This is a genomic window from Okeania sp. KiyG1, from assembly GCF_014132355.1.
In the GTDB taxonomy this organism is placed as follows: Bacteria; Cyanobacteriota; Cyanobacteriia; order Cyanobacteriales; family Microcoleaceae; genus Okeania.
On the sequence record NZ_BLZO01000065.1, the window covers coordinates 1 to 19,790 of the forward strand.

The 19,790-nt window shown below is 34.4% G+C and carries 14 protein-coding genes and 1 pseudogene; 9 read left to right on the top strand and 6 right to left on the bottom strand.

All coding sequences use genetic code 11. The features are described from left to right. Positions 1 to 176: 176 nt before the first annotated feature. The 8 genes and pseudogenes from SAGCYANO_RS13415 to SAGCYANO_RS13450 all read left to right on the top strand — a co-directional run bounded on the left by SAGCYANO_RS13415 (position 177) and on the right by SAGCYANO_RS13450 (position 12,944). Complete coding sequence (locus SAGCYANO_RS13415; RefSeq protein ID WP_202220532.1) at positions 177 to 926, top strand: HAD family hydrolase; 750 nt, start codon at positions 177 to 179, stop codon at positions 924 to 926. Between the two features lie 436 nt (positions 927 to 1,362). Next, positions 1,363 to 2,622 (top strand): methionine adenosyltransferase, encoded by a 1,260-nt coding sequence (gene metK / locus SAGCYANO_RS13420; RefSeq protein WP_202220533.1) that lies wholly within the window; start codon positions 1,363 to 1,365, stop codon positions 2,620 to 2,622. Between the two features lie 1,187 nt (positions 2,623 to 3,809). Continuing rightward, entirely contained in the window at positions 3,810 to 4,361 is a 552-nt protein-coding gene (locus tag SAGCYANO_RS13425; RefSeq protein ID WP_202220534.1) for an RNA 2'-phosphotransferase, read from the top strand. A gap of 896 nt (positions 4,362 to 5,257) precedes the next feature. Then, positions 5,258 to 6,463, top strand: a complete 1,206-nt coding sequence (locus SAGCYANO_RS13430) for an AAA family ATPase (protein ID WP_202220535.1) — start codon at positions 5,258 to 5,260, stop codon at positions 6,461 to 6,463. Between the two features lie 772 nt (positions 6,464 to 7,235). After that, positions 7,236 to 8,030, top strand: coding sequence for a PAS domain-containing protein (locus tag SAGCYANO_RS13435; RefSeq protein WP_202220536.1), 795 nt, complete (start codon positions 7,236 to 7,238; stop codon positions 8,028 to 8,030). Between the two features lie 92 nt (positions 8,031 to 8,122). Then, complete coding sequence (locus SAGCYANO_RS13440) at positions 8,123 to 9,394, top strand: HAMP domain-containing sensor histidine kinase (protein WP_202220537.1); 1,272 nt, start codon at positions 8,123 to 8,125, stop codon at positions 9,392 to 9,394. A gap of 1,392 nt (positions 9,395 to 10,786) precedes the next feature. Then, positions 10,787 to 11,560, top strand: a complete 774-nt coding sequence (locus tag SAGCYANO_RS13445; protein WP_202220538.1) for a hypothetical protein — start codon at positions 10,787 to 10,789, stop codon at positions 11,558 to 11,560. 517 nt (positions 11,561 to 12,077) lie between these two features. Further along, positions 12,078 to 12,944: pseudogene (locus SAGCYANO_RS13450) on the top strand (Uma2 family endonuclease). Positions 12,945 to 13,472: 528 nt separating this feature from the next. On the opposite strand, the gene SAGCYANO_RS13455 reads toward SAGCYANO_RS13450, so the two are convergent. From SAGCYANO_RS13455 to SAGCYANO_RS13465, 3 genes are all read right to left on the bottom strand, one after another. After that, complete coding sequence (locus tag SAGCYANO_RS13455) at positions 13,473 to 13,901, bottom strand: hypothetical protein (protein WP_202220539.1); 429 nt, start codon at positions 13,899 to 13,901, stop codon at positions 13,473 to 13,475. Between the two features lie 215 nt (positions 13,902 to 14,116). After that, the gene (locus tag SAGCYANO_RS13460) at positions 14,117 to 14,347 is read right to left on the bottom strand and encodes a hypothetical protein (RefSeq protein WP_202220540.1); all 231 of its coding nucleotides are present in this window, start codon (positions 14,345 to 14,347) and stop codon (positions 14,117 to 14,119) included. A 59-nt stretch (positions 14,348 to 14,406) separates the two neighbouring features. Beyond that, a complete protein-coding gene (locus SAGCYANO_RS13465) occupies positions 14,407 to 14,805 on the bottom strand; it encodes a hypothetical protein (RefSeq protein ID WP_202220541.1) in 399 nt (132 codons plus the stop codon). A gap of 363 nt (positions 14,806 to 15,168) precedes the next feature. On the opposite strand from SAGCYANO_RS13465, the gene SAGCYANO_RS13470 reads away from it, so the two are divergent. Continuing rightward, on the top strand, positions 15,169 to 15,357 hold the full coding sequence (locus SAGCYANO_RS13470; RefSeq protein WP_202220542.1) for a hypothetical protein: 189 nt from the start codon (positions 15,169 to 15,171) through the stop codon (positions 15,355 to 15,357). 130 nt (positions 15,358 to 15,487) lie between these two features. On the opposite strand, the gene SAGCYANO_RS13475 is transcribed toward SAGCYANO_RS13470, so the two are convergent. From SAGCYANO_RS13475 to iscB, 3 genes are all read right to left on the bottom strand, one after another. After that, positions 15,488 to 17,245, bottom strand: coding sequence for a VWA domain-containing protein (locus SAGCYANO_RS13475; RefSeq protein ID WP_237396134.1), 1,758 nt, complete (start codon positions 17,243 to 17,245; stop codon positions 15,488 to 15,490). Positions 17,246 to 17,466: 221 nt separating this feature from the next. After that, entirely contained in the window at positions 17,467 to 18,066 is a 600-nt protein-coding gene (locus SAGCYANO_RS13480) for a dCMP deaminase family protein (RefSeq protein WP_202220543.1), read from the bottom strand. Positions 18,067 to 18,139: 73 nt separating this feature from the next. Then, positions 18,140 to 19,612, bottom strand: coding sequence for an RNA-guided endonuclease IscB (gene iscB / locus SAGCYANO_RS13485; protein WP_202220544.1), 1,473 nt, complete (start codon positions 19,610 to 19,612; stop codon positions 18,140 to 18,142). Between the last annotated feature and the right edge of the window lie 178 nt (positions 19,613 to 19,790).

Below are 19,790 nucleotides of genomic sequence, written 5' to 3' on the forward strand. Positions count from 1 at the left end.
TGTAGAATAAGTAGGTCAGAGCTAGTAGGTGAATAGGGAGTAAGTAAAATAATTAAGTTAGAAAATAACTAAATTAAAAATAACTTATAGCTACTCCCTATATCCTGCTGAGTTAATATTCTCAATCATAATAAACTTAGTAATAATTCAAAATATATTCTTCCCTATTTTAAAGAATGGTAGCTATTAACTGCCGAGATGTAATATTCCAAGATATTCAAGCAATAATTTTTGATAAAGATGGCACTTTGGAAAACTCCCAAGAGTTTCTCAGAAATTTAGGACAAAAGCTAGCTCGCCTCATCGACGCTAAAATTCCTGGAATTGGAGAACCATTACTAATGTCTTTTGGGATTGATGGACACAGTATTAACCCCAAAGGATTAATGGCCGTTGGAAGTAGGCGAGAAAATGAAATTGCAGCAGCAGCTTATATTGCTGAAACAGGTCGAGGATGGTTAGAGTCACTAGCTATTGCCAAAGAGACTTTTGAAGAAGCTGAAAAAATTTTGCCACAGTCTGAACCTTCTCCTATATTTACAGGAAGTATGGAAGTGCTGAAGTACCTCTGGGAAAAGGGTATAAAACTGGGTATATTATCTGCAGCTTCCACAAAATCAGTACACGATTTTGTCCAACACTATCAACTCAACGATTATATCCAACTACAAATGGGGGTTGATGATGGTCCTAGTAAACCAGATCCAGAACTATTTTTACAAGCCTGCCAAAAATTGGGAGTTACACCAGATAAAGTATTAATGGTGGGAGATTCTCCCATGGATATAGAAATGGCTCAAAAAGCAGGAGCAGCAGGTTGTATCGGAATTTGTTGGGGCCACTCAGAAGTTAGCTATTTACAGGCGGCAGATGTAGCGATCGCTCACTTAGAAGAAATTAAAGTATTTTCAACAATTAATAATTAATAAGTAACTTCCTGTGTAGTGAGCATTGGCTACAAGATTAATATAGTTGTCGCTAAATAGATGGAAAAAATCGCTCAGATTAAGACACAGCAGTAATTCCAGACTTTTTTAGATAGGAAGTAGTGAAATCCTTACTTGACTTGGGTTTGCCAGTTTTTTTTAGTCATAAAGCGACGAGTCTAATTATTTGTGTATTTGCATACCAATTTTGCTATAGTAGAGAACAACTGTTAGCTTAGAGACTGTAAAAAGTAATTTAGATTTTTCTGCTTCTGGTCAAAAAAATGTATTGACAAGTAAAAATAATCTCAGGTGAGGCCGTTTAAAATTATCTGACTTCACAGATAGTAGAAAGTAGTTATTTTGTACAACCTAACTCCCTAAGCTGAAGTTGATTGAACGGCTAATGCCTGAAAAAATATAGGAGGAACTACTATTGTCTAGTCGTTACTTATTCACTTCTGAGTCTGTTACTGAAGGACATCCAGATAAAATTTGCGACCAAATTTCTGACACAATTATAGATGCTCTACTGACCCAAGACCCTAAGAGTCGTGTAGCTGCTGAAGTAGTAGTGAACACTGGTTTAGTCCTAATTACTGGTGAAATTACTACTAAGGCCCAAGTAAATTACATAGAACTAGCTAGAAAAAAAATTGCTGATATTGGCTATGTTTATGCGGAAAATGGTTTTTCTGCAGATAGTTGTTCAGTATTAGTGGCTCTCGATCAACAATCTCCAGATATTGCTCAAGGGGTAGACAATGCCCAAGAAACTCGCGAAAAGTTAAGTGATGAAGAACTTGATGCAGTGGGTGCAGGAGACCAAGGGTTGATGTTTGGTTTCGCCTGTAATGAAACTCCTGAATTAATGCCTTTGCCTATCAGTTTGGCGCACCGCGTTTGTCGTCAACTAGCAGCAGTTAGAAAAACTGGTCAACTTCCTTATTTGCGGCCAGATGGCAAAAGCCAAGTTACTATTGCTTACGAAGATGGTCGTCCTGTTGGTATTGATACAATTTTAATTTCTACCCAACACACCGCTACAATTGGGGAACTTACAGAATTATCAGAAATTCAAGCAAAGATTAAAGAAGACCTCTGGAAATATGTTGTGGAGCCTATATTTGCAGATATAGAGATTAAACCAGATGCACAAACTCGTTTCCTTGTCAACCCTACTGGTAAATTTGTGATTGGCGGTCCACAGGGAGATTGTGGTCTTACAGGGCGTAAAATTATAATTGATACTTATGGTGGCTATTCCCGTCATGGCGGAGGAGCTTTCTCTGGTAAAGATCCGACAAAGGTTGATCGTTCTGCAGCTTATGCTTGTCGCTACATAGCAAAAAATATTGTGGCAGCAGGTCTAGCAGAAAAATGTGAAGTTCAGATTAGTTATGCGATCGGAGTAGCAAGACCTGTGAGCATGATGATTGAAACTTTTGGTACTTCTAAAGTAGATGAAGAGAAGTTACTAGAGGTAGTGAAACAAAACTTTGAACTTCGTCCTGCAGGAATTATTCAGACTTTTAACCTCAGGAACTTACCTGCAGAAAGAGGAGGTCGTTGTTACCAGGATGTTGCTGCATACGGTCACTTAGGGCGTACTGATTTAGATTTACCTTGGGAGCAAACAGATAAGGTAGAGTTACTGAAGGAAGCATTTAGTCCACAGTTAGCTTCTACAGTGTAATAAGTGTCTATCAAAAAAGGAGCGAGAGGACTCCCGGTATAATCTCCGATTTACTGGGAGATGAATCGCGACCAAACAGACAATAAGCATTCCATTGAGACAGAATTATGATACAATGGGAGTATGATAACACTGAGTTGTCACTGCGGCCTTTGCAGATCGTAGATCAAATTGACTGTGTAGGCGTACTGTCGGGGACTGGTAACAGTCTAGATAAGTGCCACTCAAGCAGTAAACCGAGCATCGTGAGGTTTAGGAATCTTCCGTTATAATCGCGAGATTTAACGGGAGAGGATGTCAAAAATAATATCTGATTCTGAGCAACCAAGAGAACTTTCTTCTGGTTGCTATTTTATATTAATTAGGGTTTGCTGATTAAATATCAAAGCATTGACTGATATTGGTTTCAGCCTTTTTTTGCCTTTAAAAAGTGCAAGCTTTTTAGACCGAAAAGCTCAAAAAGCTAGTATTTTGGGATGATTATGGCAGAACAATCTTGGGACAATTTGTACGACTACCTCCTCTATAGTTTCCATTTCTCCTGTCTACTGTCTCCTACCCCTAGCAAAAGATTTATTCAGCAAACCCTAATTAAATCATGTCCGTAGGAGTCAGGAGTCAGAAGGGAATAAGAAACCAGAGTAGAAGAAAGTTTTTATTACTAATTAGTGTTTAGTTATTAGCAGTCTGCTTTTTTAGAGCTGATTTATTTTGCCTTACTTTTAAGTATGGCTACTTTAGCCCGTCGAACCAAAAAGATTATATCATTTTTACCGAATAATTAAAATTTAAAGCCTCTCCTTGAAAGGAGAAATAAAGTGGTCGAGGGATGGCGTTTTGCTCCTCAACATATAAAGCGGAGCGGCTTTGATAAGAGCGGGTCTCCTCGCCATATCCAATCGACCAATAGAAAAGAGCTTATTTCTGCTCCTTATTACAGAAGTACTGATAGCCTAGCTCCGACCTTATGAGGCTAACTGATAACTGATAACTGATAACTGATAACTGAAATGACCTATCCTTGACATTTTTTGTATCTATAATGTAATATAAAAGTAGTATATAATTTAAATTTGACTTTTGTATTTGATTTTCTAGACAGTATAAGCTATCTTAATTTGCTCATTTGAACAAGTAAAAATAAATATATTAATTTTGAAAAAATAACGAATTATCAGAATAATAATATGAATAATTATCGTGTAGAAAAAATCAGCAAGTATCTGAGCTGGGTTTTGAGACATAGCCCGGATAAAATAGGTATAAAACTTGATGCTAATGGTTGGGTTGCCATTGAAGAACTGTTGAAAGCATCTCAGAATTATAACTTTCCTATAACTCAGATAGAATTAAATGAGGTTGTAGAAAAAAATGATAAAAAACGCTTTTCTTTAGACTCTACTAAGACTTTAATTCGTGCTAATCAAGGACACAGCTTAACAGTTGATTTGCAACTAGAAGCAAGAAAGCCTCCAAATATACTTTATCATGGCACAGGAAATGATTTAATTGACTTGATTAAACAGACTGGTCTACAAAAAATGTCGAGACATCATGTTCATTTATCAAAAGATATTAATACTGCTATAAATGTCGGGAAAAGAAAAGGAAAACCAGTAGTATTTGCTGTAGATGCAAGTGCCATGTACAAAGATGATTATAAATTTTACTTTTCTGCAAATCATGTCTGGTTAGTTGATGAAGTTCCCTCACAGTATTTACAAATAATGAGAAAATAATCAAAGTAATTAATCATTAAGCATTTCCTACGGAATGCTGCGCAAACAGCCTTCAGCCTTCAGCTATCAGCTTCATTAGCTTAAATTGTATGGTTAAAAACTCAAAATAAGTCTTTACTTGTGCTTCAATTGATGAGTGGGGAATGTAGTATAAGTTAAACTAATTTTTACTTCATTCATTTTTATTGCTGAGAGCTGACCGCTAATAGTTGAATGCTTACATTAATCAAGTATCAAATTAATTATGAAAGTTGAATACTGAATGATATAAAGACGTAAGCAAACAGCCTTCAGCCAGCCTCCTATGGTCGGAACTGCGGACTTCAGCTATCAGCTATTGCTTTTAGTTTAGGATCAAAGCAATATTTAATTATCTTACTACAAAAGTTACTTCCCTTGCCCTTAAAGTCAGTTGTTAATTTAAACACTGTCCTTAAGGAGAAAATTTTGTTGCTGATAGCTGACAGCTAATAGCTGAATGCTTACATAAAGACTATTTCCAAAAGGAATTTATTTATCTTTTCTTTTGTGGGTTTAATACCATGGGTGAAAAAAGAATGTTACAAATAGTAAGCAGTATTAAAGTAATTTATAGAAAATATCTGTTGGACGAAAAAGATAAATTACTACATAAAAAATGGTATAAAACCTATTCATTCTGTCTCCTGACTCCTGTCTTCCCCTCCCCTCCACGGTCGGGGTTAGGGGTGGGTTGGGAGGGTTAGGGGTGGGTTGACTCAATCGCAGTAACCTAAATATTTGTAGCAAAGATTTATCAAACTGGTATAATACCCCACACCTCACCTGCGGTGTTCAAAATTGTTTGGGGTTAGAATCCATAAGCAATTTTCCCTCCTGACTCCTGACTCCTTCTTCAAGTAGATTTTTGACAAAATATGGGAACAAAATATTTCGACAGCAAAGAAAATTATCAACAAAATAATCCTCAAAATAAAGGTTTATTAGGAGCTGGTTGGCGACCACTTAATCGAGACTTTGATTGGGAATATCTATGGCACTTATTATCTAACGATCCTTGGGAACTCAGTCAAAAAACTCTTGATATAGCTAGCGATATTGCTGATGCTTTGGGTCGCCATGAATTTGCTTGGTGGGCGAATATATTAAATGTTTTTTCGGAAAGTACACGATATGAATTTGATGAATTTTGGGATTATATAACTCCTCAACCTCCAGCTCCAGATTATCGTTATCAAGACGTATTGAGTGTAGAAACACCTGTGATACGCAGTATTACTAGAGATACTATTGCTATTGAATATGTTCTTAATAGACTACAGGAAATTATTATTTTTAAAATACTTGATTTATTGGGTAAACCTGACATAATTACCCAGTCATTGATGGAAAGAAATTTTTACTATCCGATAGAAAGATTTATCAGTTGGCAAAGTCTAGAAACTTTAGGAACAGTATATGGTTATTGGTCAAAATATTCCTGTTGGTTACAAATAGAAACTTATGATAAAGGTAGACGTTACTACAGTTTAATTGCTAAAGATATAGCTCCACTTGTGAGAAAATCAACCTATAATATGGCAGTGATGGTAAGTGGTTATCAATGTCGTATAGGACAGGTTCAAAGTCAATTTCCGATCGATACATTTCCTCAAGATATTCAAAATTTTACTGACACGGTACAACAAGCAATTCTAGAACAAAATCAATTAGCTGTATTAGTAAGTGGAAAACCAGGAACAGGTAAAACAGCTTGGACTCAAGCAGTAGCAAAAGAAGTTTTAGTTCCTTTAGGATATGTAATTTTTATATTAGACCATGATGCAGTAGAAAATTTTGTACCACCAACATATCTAGAACAAATTTGCATTATTATTAATGAGGCAGATAATTTAGCTCAGGACCGCTCGCTTCAAGCTGCACAAACTAATAGTAAAACAGAACATATTCTTAGTTTGTTAGATGGTACTTTATATCAAAGTGTCGTAGATGAATCCGGAATTCATCTGAAACAGAAATTAGTTGTTTTAATGACCTGTAATACTAAAGAAAGGCTAGACCCAGCTATCTTACGCAAAGGTAGAGTAGATTTAATGTCTGAATTTACTTACTGCTTTGTGTAAATTTGCCTAGAACTTAGTATGTTTTATAAAGTTTTCATGTAGAGGTTAGTTTATGTACAAAAGCTTGCTAAAATGTATTAAAGATTAGAACTATAATTCTAAGCGGGAAATATACTTAGAACTGAGTTTATAGCTGTTTACAGGTAAACTAATCATAAAAATTGGATAATAAAAAAGTAAAAGTTTTTTTCTTGGCAAGAATTAATAAGATATTAGAATGTAGATATCAACATTCCTTGTTCAATATAAAAACTTAAAATATGTATTTTATTCAGTCATAAATAACTATGTATTAGTGGAAAATTACTGAAAACAATAAATGTAGGTTTAATGATATTCAATTACCTATAATTATCGCTTAATATTCAGATAATTGATGTTTTCCAAGATGGATTTTAGATTGAATAAACTATTTATTTAATAATATCCAAAAATAAAAAAATAGATAGAATCTGGGAAGTGATTATGGTAGTAAATCTGTTTTAAAGGTAGTTTTTGCTTCTTATACTTCATTTTTGTCATTTTTTATCTTTACCTATTTCATATTCTTCACTTTTGAACTTATTCAGAAGTAGAATAAACATTTTCCTGATTATTCTTTTTTTTCAAGCATCATAACTAACTCCTCCGTCCGAGATACTCTTAATATAAAAATTAACTTTAAATTAATATCTGCAAGCTTTTTTTGATAGAAAAGTTAGTTTTAAAAATGCAATGGCCCAGGGGTTAAACCCACTATATTCAACACCCCCTAAATTATTAAACTAAGATTATGTACCATCTAACAGTACAAACACTAAATCAGACTAGGGAAGAAACTTCAAAAATGAAACAAAGGCCAACAAAAGCAACTAATGATGGTCATTCAACCCTTTCCCAGAGTCATCATTATCGAGAGATACATGGAAGTAACCATCAATTATGCCAATTTATCAAACATATACCTGTTGCTACAGCAATGCTAGACAAGGAAATGCGCTACTTAGCAACTTCTGGGATGTGGTTAAAATATTGGCAACTTGAATCTGATGAAATTATCGGTAATCAACACGATCGGGTATTCCCAAATCTCCCAGAACTTTGGCATCAACAAGCTGAAAAATGTCTACTGGGTATCATTGACCAATTTGATTTGGAACATCTAATTGCGGTTCCTGTTGATAATGGATTAATGCAATGGGTAAAATGGAATGTCAAATCTTGGCATACAGATGAAGGTATTATTGGTGGCCTGATTATATCTACAGAGGAAATAACAACAGACAAACAACTTCAACAACAACTAGAGTTAACTCAGTTAGCAACAGATAATGCTGCCGATCCTATTTTATGGATAACAGTTGGTGGAAAAATTTGTTATACAAATAAACAGGGCTGTAATTTTCTTGGTTATTCTGAATCTGAACTGCTTGAACTAACAATCCACGATATAGATTTAAAATTATCAGTAGAACTTTGGCAGACTCATTGGCAAAAAGTTAAAAATCAAAATTATTTGAGATTTGAGTCTTATTTTCGTACAAAAAAGGCGATATTTTACCTGTCGAAGTTAATGTTAATTATTTAGAATTTAAGGGTAATGAATATCAATGTGCTGTTGTACGTAACATTTCGCGACAAAATAATATTAATCTACATTTACGAGAAGCTAAAGAACAATTGCAAGCTGTTTTAAATGCTGTACCAGGATTAGTTTCATGGGTAGATGCAGATTTACGATATATAGGAGTTAATCAACATCTAGCTAATGCTTTTAATTTACCTATAGAAACTTTTATTAATCAAGAAGTAGGATTTTTGCAAACAAGTCCAGAATTTAATGATTTTGTTTATGAATTTTTTGCTAAACCAGATTGGAATTATGCCAAAGAAGTAAAAACTAATGTTAGAGGAAATAGTAGAACTTATCTAATTGTTGCTCAAAAATATTATCGTGATGAAATGTCGTTACCATCGGCAGTTTTTGTCGGTTTAGATATTACAGAACGTTTGGAAATGGAGGCTTCACTACGCAATAGTCAGGAAAAATTCCGGCAACAAGCTTATCAATTAGAGCAAACTTTGCAGAAGCTAAACTCGACAACTACTCAGTTAATTCAAAAGCAAAAAATGTCTTTCTTAGGACAGCTTGTTACAGGTATTGTCCATGAAGTGAATAATCCTGTTAATTTTATTTCTGGCAATATTGCTCATGCGATAAATGATGTTAAAGATTTGTTGTATTTAGTAGATATCTACCAAAAAAATTATCCTCGCCTTTTGCCAGAAATTGAGTCAGAAATTGAAGAGATAGAACTAGATTTTATCCAGGAGGATTTGCCAAAATTATTAGAGTCAATTATGGCAGGAGCAAAAAGAATTCAAGATGTAGTAAGTTCGCTCAAACAGTTTTCTACAGCAGAAGAAGAATCTATAAAAGCAGTAGATATTCACAAAGGTTTAGACAGTACACTTTTAATTTTACAGCATCAGTTTCAAGGCAAAGGAGGTTGTCCTGATATTAATTTGATTAAAAATTATGGGAGCTTGCCAAAAGTGGAATGTTATCCTGGGCAGTTGAATCAAGTCTTTATGCACATTTTAACTAATGCTATTGATTCACTGGAGGAAAAACACGAAGATTTAGTAGCAAAAAATATCTGCAATCAACCATTTGAACCGCAGATTTTAATTAGTACAAATGTAAAAGATTCTTCTGTAGAGATTGCTATTGCTGATAATGGCTATGGCATGACTGAAGAAATATCTAGTCGTATATTTGAGCCTCTATTTACTACTAAACATACAGAAAAAAATATAGGTTTAGGTTTGTCAATTTCTCAAGAATTAATTGTTGAAAAACATCATGGAAAATTGTATTGTAATTATCGAGCTAGAGAAGGCTCAGAATTTGTAATTGAGATTCCTATTAAGTTTTTTCACTCAAGTTAGAAAGGTAAGGAAGAAGGAAGAAGGAAGAAGGAATAAGGAATAAGGAATAAGGAATAAGGAATAAGGAATAAGGAATAAGGAATAAGGAAGGAGGAAGAAGAAGGAAGGAGGAAGAAGAAGGAAGGAGGAAGAAGAAGGAAGAAGGAAGGAGGAAGAAGAAGGAAGAAGGAAGGAGGAAGAAGAAGGAAGAAGAAGAAGGAAGAAGAAGGAAGAAGGAAGGAGGGCAAAAAAAATTTAAATTTCCTGTCTATATTCACCCTTCGGTTTATACAAACGATAAAGTACGGACATCATAATCAACAATACTATCCGCTTTAAGGAGAGATAATAGTTGATTATTAATTGTTGCAAAATTATCTATTAATTACAATCTCAAGAAAATTTTTCTACCAGAGCTAATAAAAAATTTACAGTTAAAAATCCAACTCCTAAAAGAAGGATAAAAAATAGAGTGACACTAAAAATAGACTGAATTTTTTTCATAGCACATTTTTATACGAGATTTAGATGGGAAACTGAAAATCAGAAAATACTATATATAAACTGCTCAAAATCGGACAATCAAAACATAGTATTTATTGAATATGTATAGTATTCATATATAATATAGTATATAAGTAAGTCTTATCGCATTTAGATTTATAACCAAAAAATTAGGTTTCAAGCCTCCTCAAGGGGATGAAAAAGCGGTCGTTAGCGGAGCTTCCCGAAGGGTGGGATGGCGTTTGCTATCGCAAAGCTGCGCTAAAAGCGGAGCGGGTCTGCAAGAACGGGTTTCCTCGCCATATCCAATCGACCAAGAGAAAATCAAGTTCAATATTTCAAACCTCTGCCTAAAGTCAGAGATACTGATAACTGATAACTGAAATGACCTCCTTTAATTTGGAAAGTTGATACTCTCGATTAGTTAAGAAATATCACCAAGTCTTACAATTATTTAGGGCTTACCGATGTAATCTAAAAGCATTGACATATAAATACAAGTGCCTTTTTGGGGTCGAATTGCAGTGCGCCTGTTTCAGTCTAAAACGCTCAAAAAGTTAGTATTTTACGCGCATAGTTGGACAGAAAAATCTAGGGACAAAACTTAGCTTCTATCTCCTCGCTCATTCCCATTTCTCCCCTCCTCGGAGGGGTTAGGGGTGGGTTGTCTCCTGTCTCCTGTCTCCTACCCCTACTAAAAGACTTTTGAGCGCAAACCCTATTTATGGTTAGAATCCATAGGACAATTTCATAATGGAAATGTAATAGGTATGTTAGGGAAATACTGTTATAAATACAGATAGAGTGAGTTGATTAGTGTCAAAAAAATTGGCATCAAATACACTCAAGACTAAGAATGGAAAACTTTTTCTGCTACTGCCTTACATTCAGCTTAAGGAATATATAGTTATGGGGAATCAAGATTCATTACTCCAGAAAGCTCTGAAGCCAACTTTGCATAAAAAGCATTGGATAAATTTGATGGAGTATGCTTCGATAGTAGGTTCGGCAGTAGGTGCTTTTGCAGTAGCAGCTGGAAGTCATACTTTTTACGCAGTAGCTCCTCTAACATTGGCCTTATCTCTAAATGTGGCTAATAGATATCGATTTGAACAACAGATACAATTATCTCAAGAATCTGAGATGGCAGAAGTTCAAAAATCAGTAGAAAAGCTAGAGAAAAATGCTGTAAAGGTAATAGTAAAGCTTCGTCAACACCTTTCTACAGATATTGAATTAGTTCGTGAAACACTCTCTACTCAATCAACACAAGGCGTAAACTCGGAAATACAACAGCAACTAACTGCACTAGAATCTTCAGTTTCTTCTGTACAACAAAGTTTAGCATCTGTAGATACAAAAGCTTTGAGTACAAATGATTGGCAAACAGTGAATGGCCGTCTTTTGGTAATTGAGGAAGCGATCGCTAATTTGCAAAGAGATATGGAAGTATTGGCCAAGGAACCTCAATCACAAATATCTCAACTTCAGGCCAAAATTGACTATTTGGAAATACAAAATACGGAAGTTGTCAAACCTCATTTGAAGCGCTTGATTACACTTGTGAGGCAATTACAACATACAAGTTATTCAAACTCATCATCTCATCAATCTGTAATTTCAAAACAACAGCTCAGAGAACGTAATAGCGAGTCAGTGAAGCAACCTGAAGGCAGGTTTTAATAATTAATAATTAATAATTAATAATTAATAATTAATAATTAATAATTACCTCTCTTTTAAAACGGATAGGATTGACTCAAAGGAAAAATTTTCTTTTTATCCCCTTAAAATATGAGGCTTTCAAGCACAATTTTTTGGTAAATAATAAAACTCTTAAGGTAAGTTGATTATTAATGTAGATCTCAAGGAAAATGACTCAGATTATTTTAGAAAAACTCAAGCCTTTTGTGATAGATAGATTGAAAATATTGGCTCAAAAAAATAATCGTATTTTCCCATAGGATTAATTTTCACCTTAGATGAAATAATTGGTAATTTTTTTGCAGCATAATTTCTCAGTCTTATTTGAAATACAGCGTATTTTATATTAGTGAGGTAGAACAGTCGCGGGCAAGATGCCCGCACTTGCATTCACTTGACCATTTTTATGTGTACCTTATTTACCTTAAATCTGGTGTAACTATAATTAAATTATCAATTTTGATTACTAATTTAAAGTTAATTATTAACTAAGAAAATGACTATCAATAACAATCCATCTAATATCAAAATATCTCTACCAGATAATACTCAATTACCAGAATCAGATGGCACTTTTAGTACCAATCCACCTAATATCAAAATATCTCTACCAGACCACACTCAATTACCAGAATCAGACGGCACTTTTGTGAAGAATTTTCAGGAGCATCCCCAAAGCATTTTATTAACAGATTCTATTCTACCTGTACTAGCAAAAATTCATCCAGACCAACAATATTGTATAGGTCAAGATTCAGGAATTTATTGGCGAATTGCGGAACCTTTAGACCGAGGTGCTGTTTCTCCAGATTGGTATTATATTCCTAATGTTCCACCTAAATTAAATGGTGAAGTTCGTCGTTCCTATGTGTTGTGGCAAGAACTTATTCCACCATTAATTGCTATAGAATTTGTGTCGGGAGATGGTTCGGAAGAAAGAGATAAAACACCTCTAATTCGAGGGGAAAATGAATCCACACAAAGACCTGGTAAATTCTGGGTTTATGAACAGATAATTTGACCACCTTTTTATGCTATTTACGAAGTTAAAAAACCAGGAGTAGAAGTATATAAATTGGCAGGAACTAAGTATGAATTAGTAGAGGCAAATGAGCGGGGTCATTATCCAATTCCAGCGTTAGGAGTAGAGTTAGGTATTTGGTCTGGTAGGTATCAAAATTTGGAACTACCTTGGTTACGCTGGTGGGATAGTAAAGGTAATTTGTTAACAACAAGTGAAGAAAGGTTGGAAACGACAGAATTATTATTGGCGCAAGAAAGTCAAAAAGCTGAACGGGAACGTCAAAGGGCTGAAAAGTTGGCAGAAAAGTTAAGAGCGATGGGTATCGATCCAGAGGAGTGAGGTTTTATGGAAGTTGGTTAGGAAAAAGTAAAAATTGTCCTAAATTTTGGATTTTTTTAGCTATCTATAAATTTTGATTCGGTGAAGTTTGATTTAATTAAAAAGAACGGTTTAAGTCGAATTGGTCTTGGCAAAAGTTTGATGCTAAGACTAGCGATCGCCTGATTTATTCAAAAAGCAATTGGTACATGAATCATATTCATCTTTTATTTTCTATTTTAGGTGTATCTTGAAAGATTATTGGAAAAATTCCTTCTAAAATAAGAGGCATTGCCAAGAAGAAAAATAATAATAAAAGTAAAAGCATTTGTCCTGGTGGTATTTGCTTAAATATATTGTTGGCTGAAGTGTCTATAAGTTCGGCTTTTAAACTATCTATGTCATCTTGATTGAAATCCTCTGCAATAGTAACAGCTAATTGTGGCTTGCCAAAAAGTTTAGTACCCCTAAAACGGACATTTTCAACTGTTATATCCAGATTTTCTTCAGCAATTTTCTTATTTAATTCCTCTGATTGAAAAAGTTGTTCTATTTTTCTAGTTCTGATTGATAACCTTCAAAAATTAATTTAATACTACCTTCTTGAATATTTACCAAAATAGTATCATCAGCTAACTGTCGTAAAAGGTCAATAATAGATTTTAATTGTTCTATTGATTTTTTTTCAACAGTACCAGAAACAGCAAATGCAGTTCTTTCTTCTATTACTATTTTTTCATTTAAGGCAAGTGTTTCACATATTTGATTATAACTATCAGGCCGAATTTCCTGTTTTTGAAAAAATTTATTTATCGTAGAGCGAGACAATTTGGTTACCTTTGCAAGTTCAATTTTTGTATAAATTTTTAGGTCTTGGTCTTGCAAAGCTTTGTAGGCTCTTTCTATCAAGTCATCATCTGCTGCAATCGAAGTTCGCTCTTTAGCTGGAGTTCTTTTACCTTGCTTTGCTTTGTTCATAGCCAGGTTAATTATATGTGGAGAAGAACCTTAATTTAAACTAATTGTAGTGTATTATTCCATATCTTCTTCTGTTATTGCAAAAAGAAGGTCGCCACTACTTAATTCTTGTAAAACTTTAATAATTGTTTCTAACTCTTCTATTAGTTTTTTATCAATCCTACCAGTAATTACAAATGTAGCTGTTTCTTCTGCCGGTATTAGTATTTTTTCATTTAAAGCAAGTGTTTCACATATTTTATTATAGTTATCAAACCGAATTTCCTGTTTTTAAAAAATTTATTTATCGTATAGAGAGATAATTTAGTTATTTTTGCAAGTTCAACTCTTGGGTAAATTTTTAGTTCTTGCATAGCTTTTTTGGCTCTTTCTATCAAGTCATCATCTGCTGCAATCAAAGCTCTATCTTTAATCGAAGTTCTTTTACTTTGGCTTGTGTCACTCATAGCTATATTAATTATATGTTAAAAATAACCTCAATTTGAACTGAACTAATTATGTTGTATTATTCCATATCTTTTTCCTCTTCTTGTTTTATTAGAAAAGACAAGTTGTCATCAGTTAGTCGTCGTAAAAGATCAACAATAGATTTTAATTGTTCTATTTGTTTTTTATCAATACTTCCAGTAATTTTAAAGTCAAAAGTTTCTTCCTCTATTACTATTTTTTCATTTAACGAAAGTGTTTCACATATTTGATTATAACTATCAGGCCGAATTGCTTGTTTTTGAAAAAATCTATTTATCGTACTGGGAGATAATTCGGTTTTTATTGCAAGTTGAATTTTTGAATCAATTCTTAGTTTTTGCATAGCTTTTTCGGTTCTTTCTATCAATTCATTATCTGCTTTAATATAAGTCTGTTTGTTAATCGGAGTTCTTTTACCTTGGCCTGTGCTGCTCATAATGAGATTATTGGACTAGGGGTATCCTAAAATAACTAAAGTGTTCTGGCAATCATAAGACAATCATAAGGCAATCACAAGACCATCAGAGCAAAACCTTTACACAGCAAACGTTTCAGGATTTTGAATGAAAAATTTATTTATTCTACTGCGAAACAATTGAGCTATTTCTGCAAGTTTTACTTTTGAAGATATTCCTAGTTTCAGCATAGGTTGTTTAGTTATTTTTACACCTTCTAGAAAAGCAAAAATTAATGACTAAAACACTCATAAGTCAAGCATAGAAAACTTACAAAACAAAGTTTATTTCTATTTTTTCGAGCCATACTAAAAATACAAACGTTATTCGACAAAAATAAAATTATGAACACGGAAAAAATTGAAAAAGTCGTAATTACGCAACCCTCTAACCCAACAGAAAATATTCAGGTAAAACCTGATTTGTCTGACAGTGATAGTCTAGGGGATATTATCTTGGCAACAGCTGTTCTAATTACAGCGATCGCCAAATTAGTTGAGGTATCTCTTCCAGTAATGAAAAAGAACAAATAAATAAGTTCTTGAATTAACAGCCTAATCAAAAATCCCGCACTCTCTTTTTAAGGGAGTAGCGGGATAAAAGTCGCAAATTTTGGTGTATACTAATCTAAAATGGGGAAAGTTTTGCCTAAACTCCACCCATCTACTTTTTCTCCATCAATTTCTGACTACTTTCAACCATATTAATAAACTCACTCCGATAACCCTCTAAATCCAAACCCTTCGACTCATTTGCCAACTTCAACACTTCATTGAAACTGGCATCACCTTTATATTCAGAATCTCGCAAAATCATTCCATACTGAGCCACAGCAGCAGCAAATTTAAAATCATTTGAAGCATTATCTAAACTCACTCCCTCATCAACAACTGGCTGTTTTATTAACTCAGAAATTGTACCCTTTGGCTCCTTATAACGCAACTTCACTAACATTAATTCATCACTATTATAAGCCGCTTCCTCAACTTGATTATCTTGATATCTCAACTCATCAACTTCTGGCAATTTCACATTACTTTCTACTCCCACAGGAATAACTTCATAAAGTGCTGTAACCGAATGTCCTGCACCTAACTCTCCCGCATCCTTTGTATCATCATTAAAATCTTGAGAACGTAACAGTCGATTTTCATAACCAATTAAACGATAAGCTTGTACTTTTGCGGGATTAAATTCCACTTGAATTTTCACATCTTTAGCAATAGTTAGTAGAGTTCCTCCCATCTCAGTCACTAACACTTTTTTGGCTTCCAAAAGATTATCAATATAAGCATAATTGCCATTTCCCTTATTAGCCAACTGTTCCATTTTGGCATCTTTAAAATTACCCGTACCAAAACCAAGCACCGTTAGAAAAATACCTTCATCTCGATAATTTTCAATCATTCTGACTAATTCAGCATCGCTCGAAACTCCTACATTAAAATCTCCATCAGTTGCCAGAATAACTCGATTATTTCCTGAAGATTGATAAAACCTTTTTGCCAAATCGTAAGCAAGTTTAATTCCTTCACCTCCAGCAGTGGAACCACCAGCTTCGAGATTATTAATAGCTGCGAGAATTTTATCTTTTTCGTTACCTTTTGTTGGCGGTAAAACTACTCCTGCTGCTCCAGCATAAACAACTATTGAGACAGTATCTTTTTCTGTTAGTTCATCTACCAATAATTGAAAAGCTGATTTGATTAAGGGTAATTTATTAGAAGTATTCATTGAACCAGAAACATCCAAGAGAAAGACTAAGTTACTAGGAGGTAAATTTTCTGTAACTATATCTTTGCCTTGAATGCCAACATGAACTAATTTATGTTGGGAATTCCAAGGAGAATCAGAAATTTCTGTAGTCAGAGAAAAGGGGTTATTTGCTTCTGGTTGAGGATAGTCGTAAGTAAAGTAATTGATTAATTCCTCGATTCTCACAGCATCTTTTGGTGGTAGTCTCCCCTCAGTAATAAAGCGACGTAAATTACTATAAGATGCCGTATCTACATCAATGGAAAATGTCGAGAGGGGATTATTTTTAACGGCTTTAAAAGGGTTGTCATTAATCAGGTTATATTCTTCTGTATTTGAGGATTCTAATTCTACTGTAGAATCTATTTCAAACTGTGAAAAACTAGGAGCAGTTTGTGTTAAAGCCATATCTGCTGATTTTTGACCCCCTCTAGTACCTCCTCCTCTAGTAGCACCTTCTTTGATTCGAGAAAACCTTGAGCTTTGAGGAGTTATATTTAAAGTTGCTGGAGTTGGTGGTGTAGATGCAGGTGGCGCTGATGAAATTTGTTCTTGTTCTGTTGTTTCTGATTGACTGCCACAGGCTATTAACATTAATAAAGGAAACAAGCCTAGTAATATTTTTATTTGGCTAAGTAGGTCGAATTTGACATTTTTTCTATTCATATTCTTGGCTCTAATATTGATTGAGTATTGAGATAATTTGACCAAAAAATTTTACTTAATTTCAGCAAATTAGTCTGAACTACAAAAAAGAGCGATCGCTTTCCGTAAAAGTTATAAAACCCATTTGGGAGCTATTAGGCATCTCCAGGCAGGGACGTTGCATCCAACGTCCCTACAAAGTAGGCGGAAAGAATTAATTAATAAGAGTACGATAATGAATTTTATTTTTTATTACTGCAAATTTCTATCTCTTTCTTATTCCCTATTCCCTCTTCCCTAATTTCAGAAGATTTAGGAATAGAGGTGGGATGAAGTAGAGATGTTGCTGCTTTTTGAGCAATTGTTTCTGAGACTTTAATTTGCTTAATAGTAACTAAACCCTCATTGATAAACATATCTCTTAAAGCTGCCTTTTCCCCACTATTAAAAGGAGTCTCATAAAAAACCTCTTTAATGCCACAAGAAATAACCAATTTCAAACAATAAAGACAAGGTTCTAAGGTGACATAAATAACAGCTCCATTCGTAGAAATACCATGTTTTGCAGCTTGAGCAATAGCATTAGCTTCTGCATGAACAGAACGAGATGGTAAAACTTTACTAGCATCACAACTACTTAATTCAGGATAACAAAAACCCTGACTTGTACAATGTGCAGAACCTGAAGGAGAACCATTATAACCAGTTGCTAAAACTTGTTTATCTTTAACTATTACTGCACCCACAGGAAAAGCAAGACAAGTTGAACGAGTAGCAGCTAGTTTAGCTATCATTAAAAAGTATTCATCCCAAGTTGGTCTTTGATATAATTCTTCTGTCATCTAAAATAAATGCCGTCGATTACATTATAAATTTAGTGCCGGAAGGAAAGCAACCAGCAAATAAATTACTTTCCTATAATAAGAACAAACTAAGTTGTTTACCATCCAAACAATCGAACTTTTTACGTTGAATACGTTTAGCTTTAGGTTTAGATTCAGTAGTTAATTCAGAAATATCAAACAAGTTTAACTGCACTGGAGTATCTAAAACTTCCTCAACTTTCTGAACAAAGTTAATAGTTTTCTGTTTAACTAATTCGCCAAAATTGTAAGTATAACCATCAGATTTGTGTAGATGTTTGCAATACTTATAACTAATACCTTGAACGGTTTCAGTCTTAGTTTTGATGTTGAATGAGCCAGTTTTACGGACTGCAACCCGACCGACATAAGTACCAATCTTTTTACCTTTAGTAACTACAGCTTTGACAATATCGCCAGTCTGAAAACCATAGAATGATTTTTGTCTTAGCTTGGGTGCAGTTCTAGGAAAACCGTATTTATCAGGCTTGACCATTTGACGAGAACCTCTACCCATAGCTTTGATAAGCAATGGCTGATAGCTCCGAATATTTAAGGTATCAGGAGTAGAAACCCCCACGCAAGCTGCATCAGTCCAATGATATTTGCTGATACCTAGCCGTTTCCGATTGTATTTAGTTAAACCACCGCTACCAACTTCAACAGGTAGTCCAGTGGATTCCAAGACTTCCTTGAGCTTCCACCTAGTAGCATTGACAGCAGCAGCATTAGCTAATGGTTGCTTGCGTTGTTTGTTAATTATTTCTAACAACTTAGGTCTATCAGACAGGAAATCTTCAGGAAGTTTGTTAGATTTAACCTGATTGCAGTTTACACAACTTAGAACTAAATTGGATACTTTATCAGAACCACCACGGGATTTAGGATGGAAATGGTCCAAGTTAAGTGCAGCTTCCTTGGTTCCACAATAGACACAAGTATGGTTAAATTTCTCTAACAGATATTGCCTAACTTCATAACCAAACAACTCCCCACGTTGATACTCTGTACCTTGAATCTCTGGATTAACAATCTTTTGCGTGTCAAATCTAACTAACTCCATACTAATTGAATCAACTGGGGCATACTTGATTAATTTATCAACCCAGGATTTGATATTGTGAACTCTAGACATGAGAGAAGGTGCTAGCCACCCTTTGGGACGTTTGCGATTAAGAAATCTAGGTTTCCGATATCTAGTTTTCCAATTTCTACGAGAACTTCTCAAGGTTTTACGTTTGGTTAACGCTTCCGATATTTGAAACCCACGATGTTCTAATTCTGCACAAAAAACTATATTGGTATCAGATAACAAAGCTAAACCTGTTGTTTTCGCTCCAGGGTCAATCTTGATTCTATACTTTTTTGTTGGTTTAGATTCCTCCTTTAGTATGATTGTACATGGATACTTTCTAAACACTGCTGCTTTTCCTTCTGATAGCAACTTCCTAGCTTTTGCAGGATGTGTGGGGTCGCAAGGTGTTTTGTTAGTATCTAGAACGAAAACTGAGTTTCTGTTTAACATTTGAAAATCTCCTATTGCTAGGGTAATGTTCGCCGAAGCAAAGTTATCGGTCGGTAACTATCCAAATAGCACTTTCAATACCCAATATAGAATGTTTAACTATATGGTTCTAGAGCTTGGAACTGGCGAGGCATTCCAAGGTAGGTATTTAACGCTTACCGATAACGCAGCCAGTTAA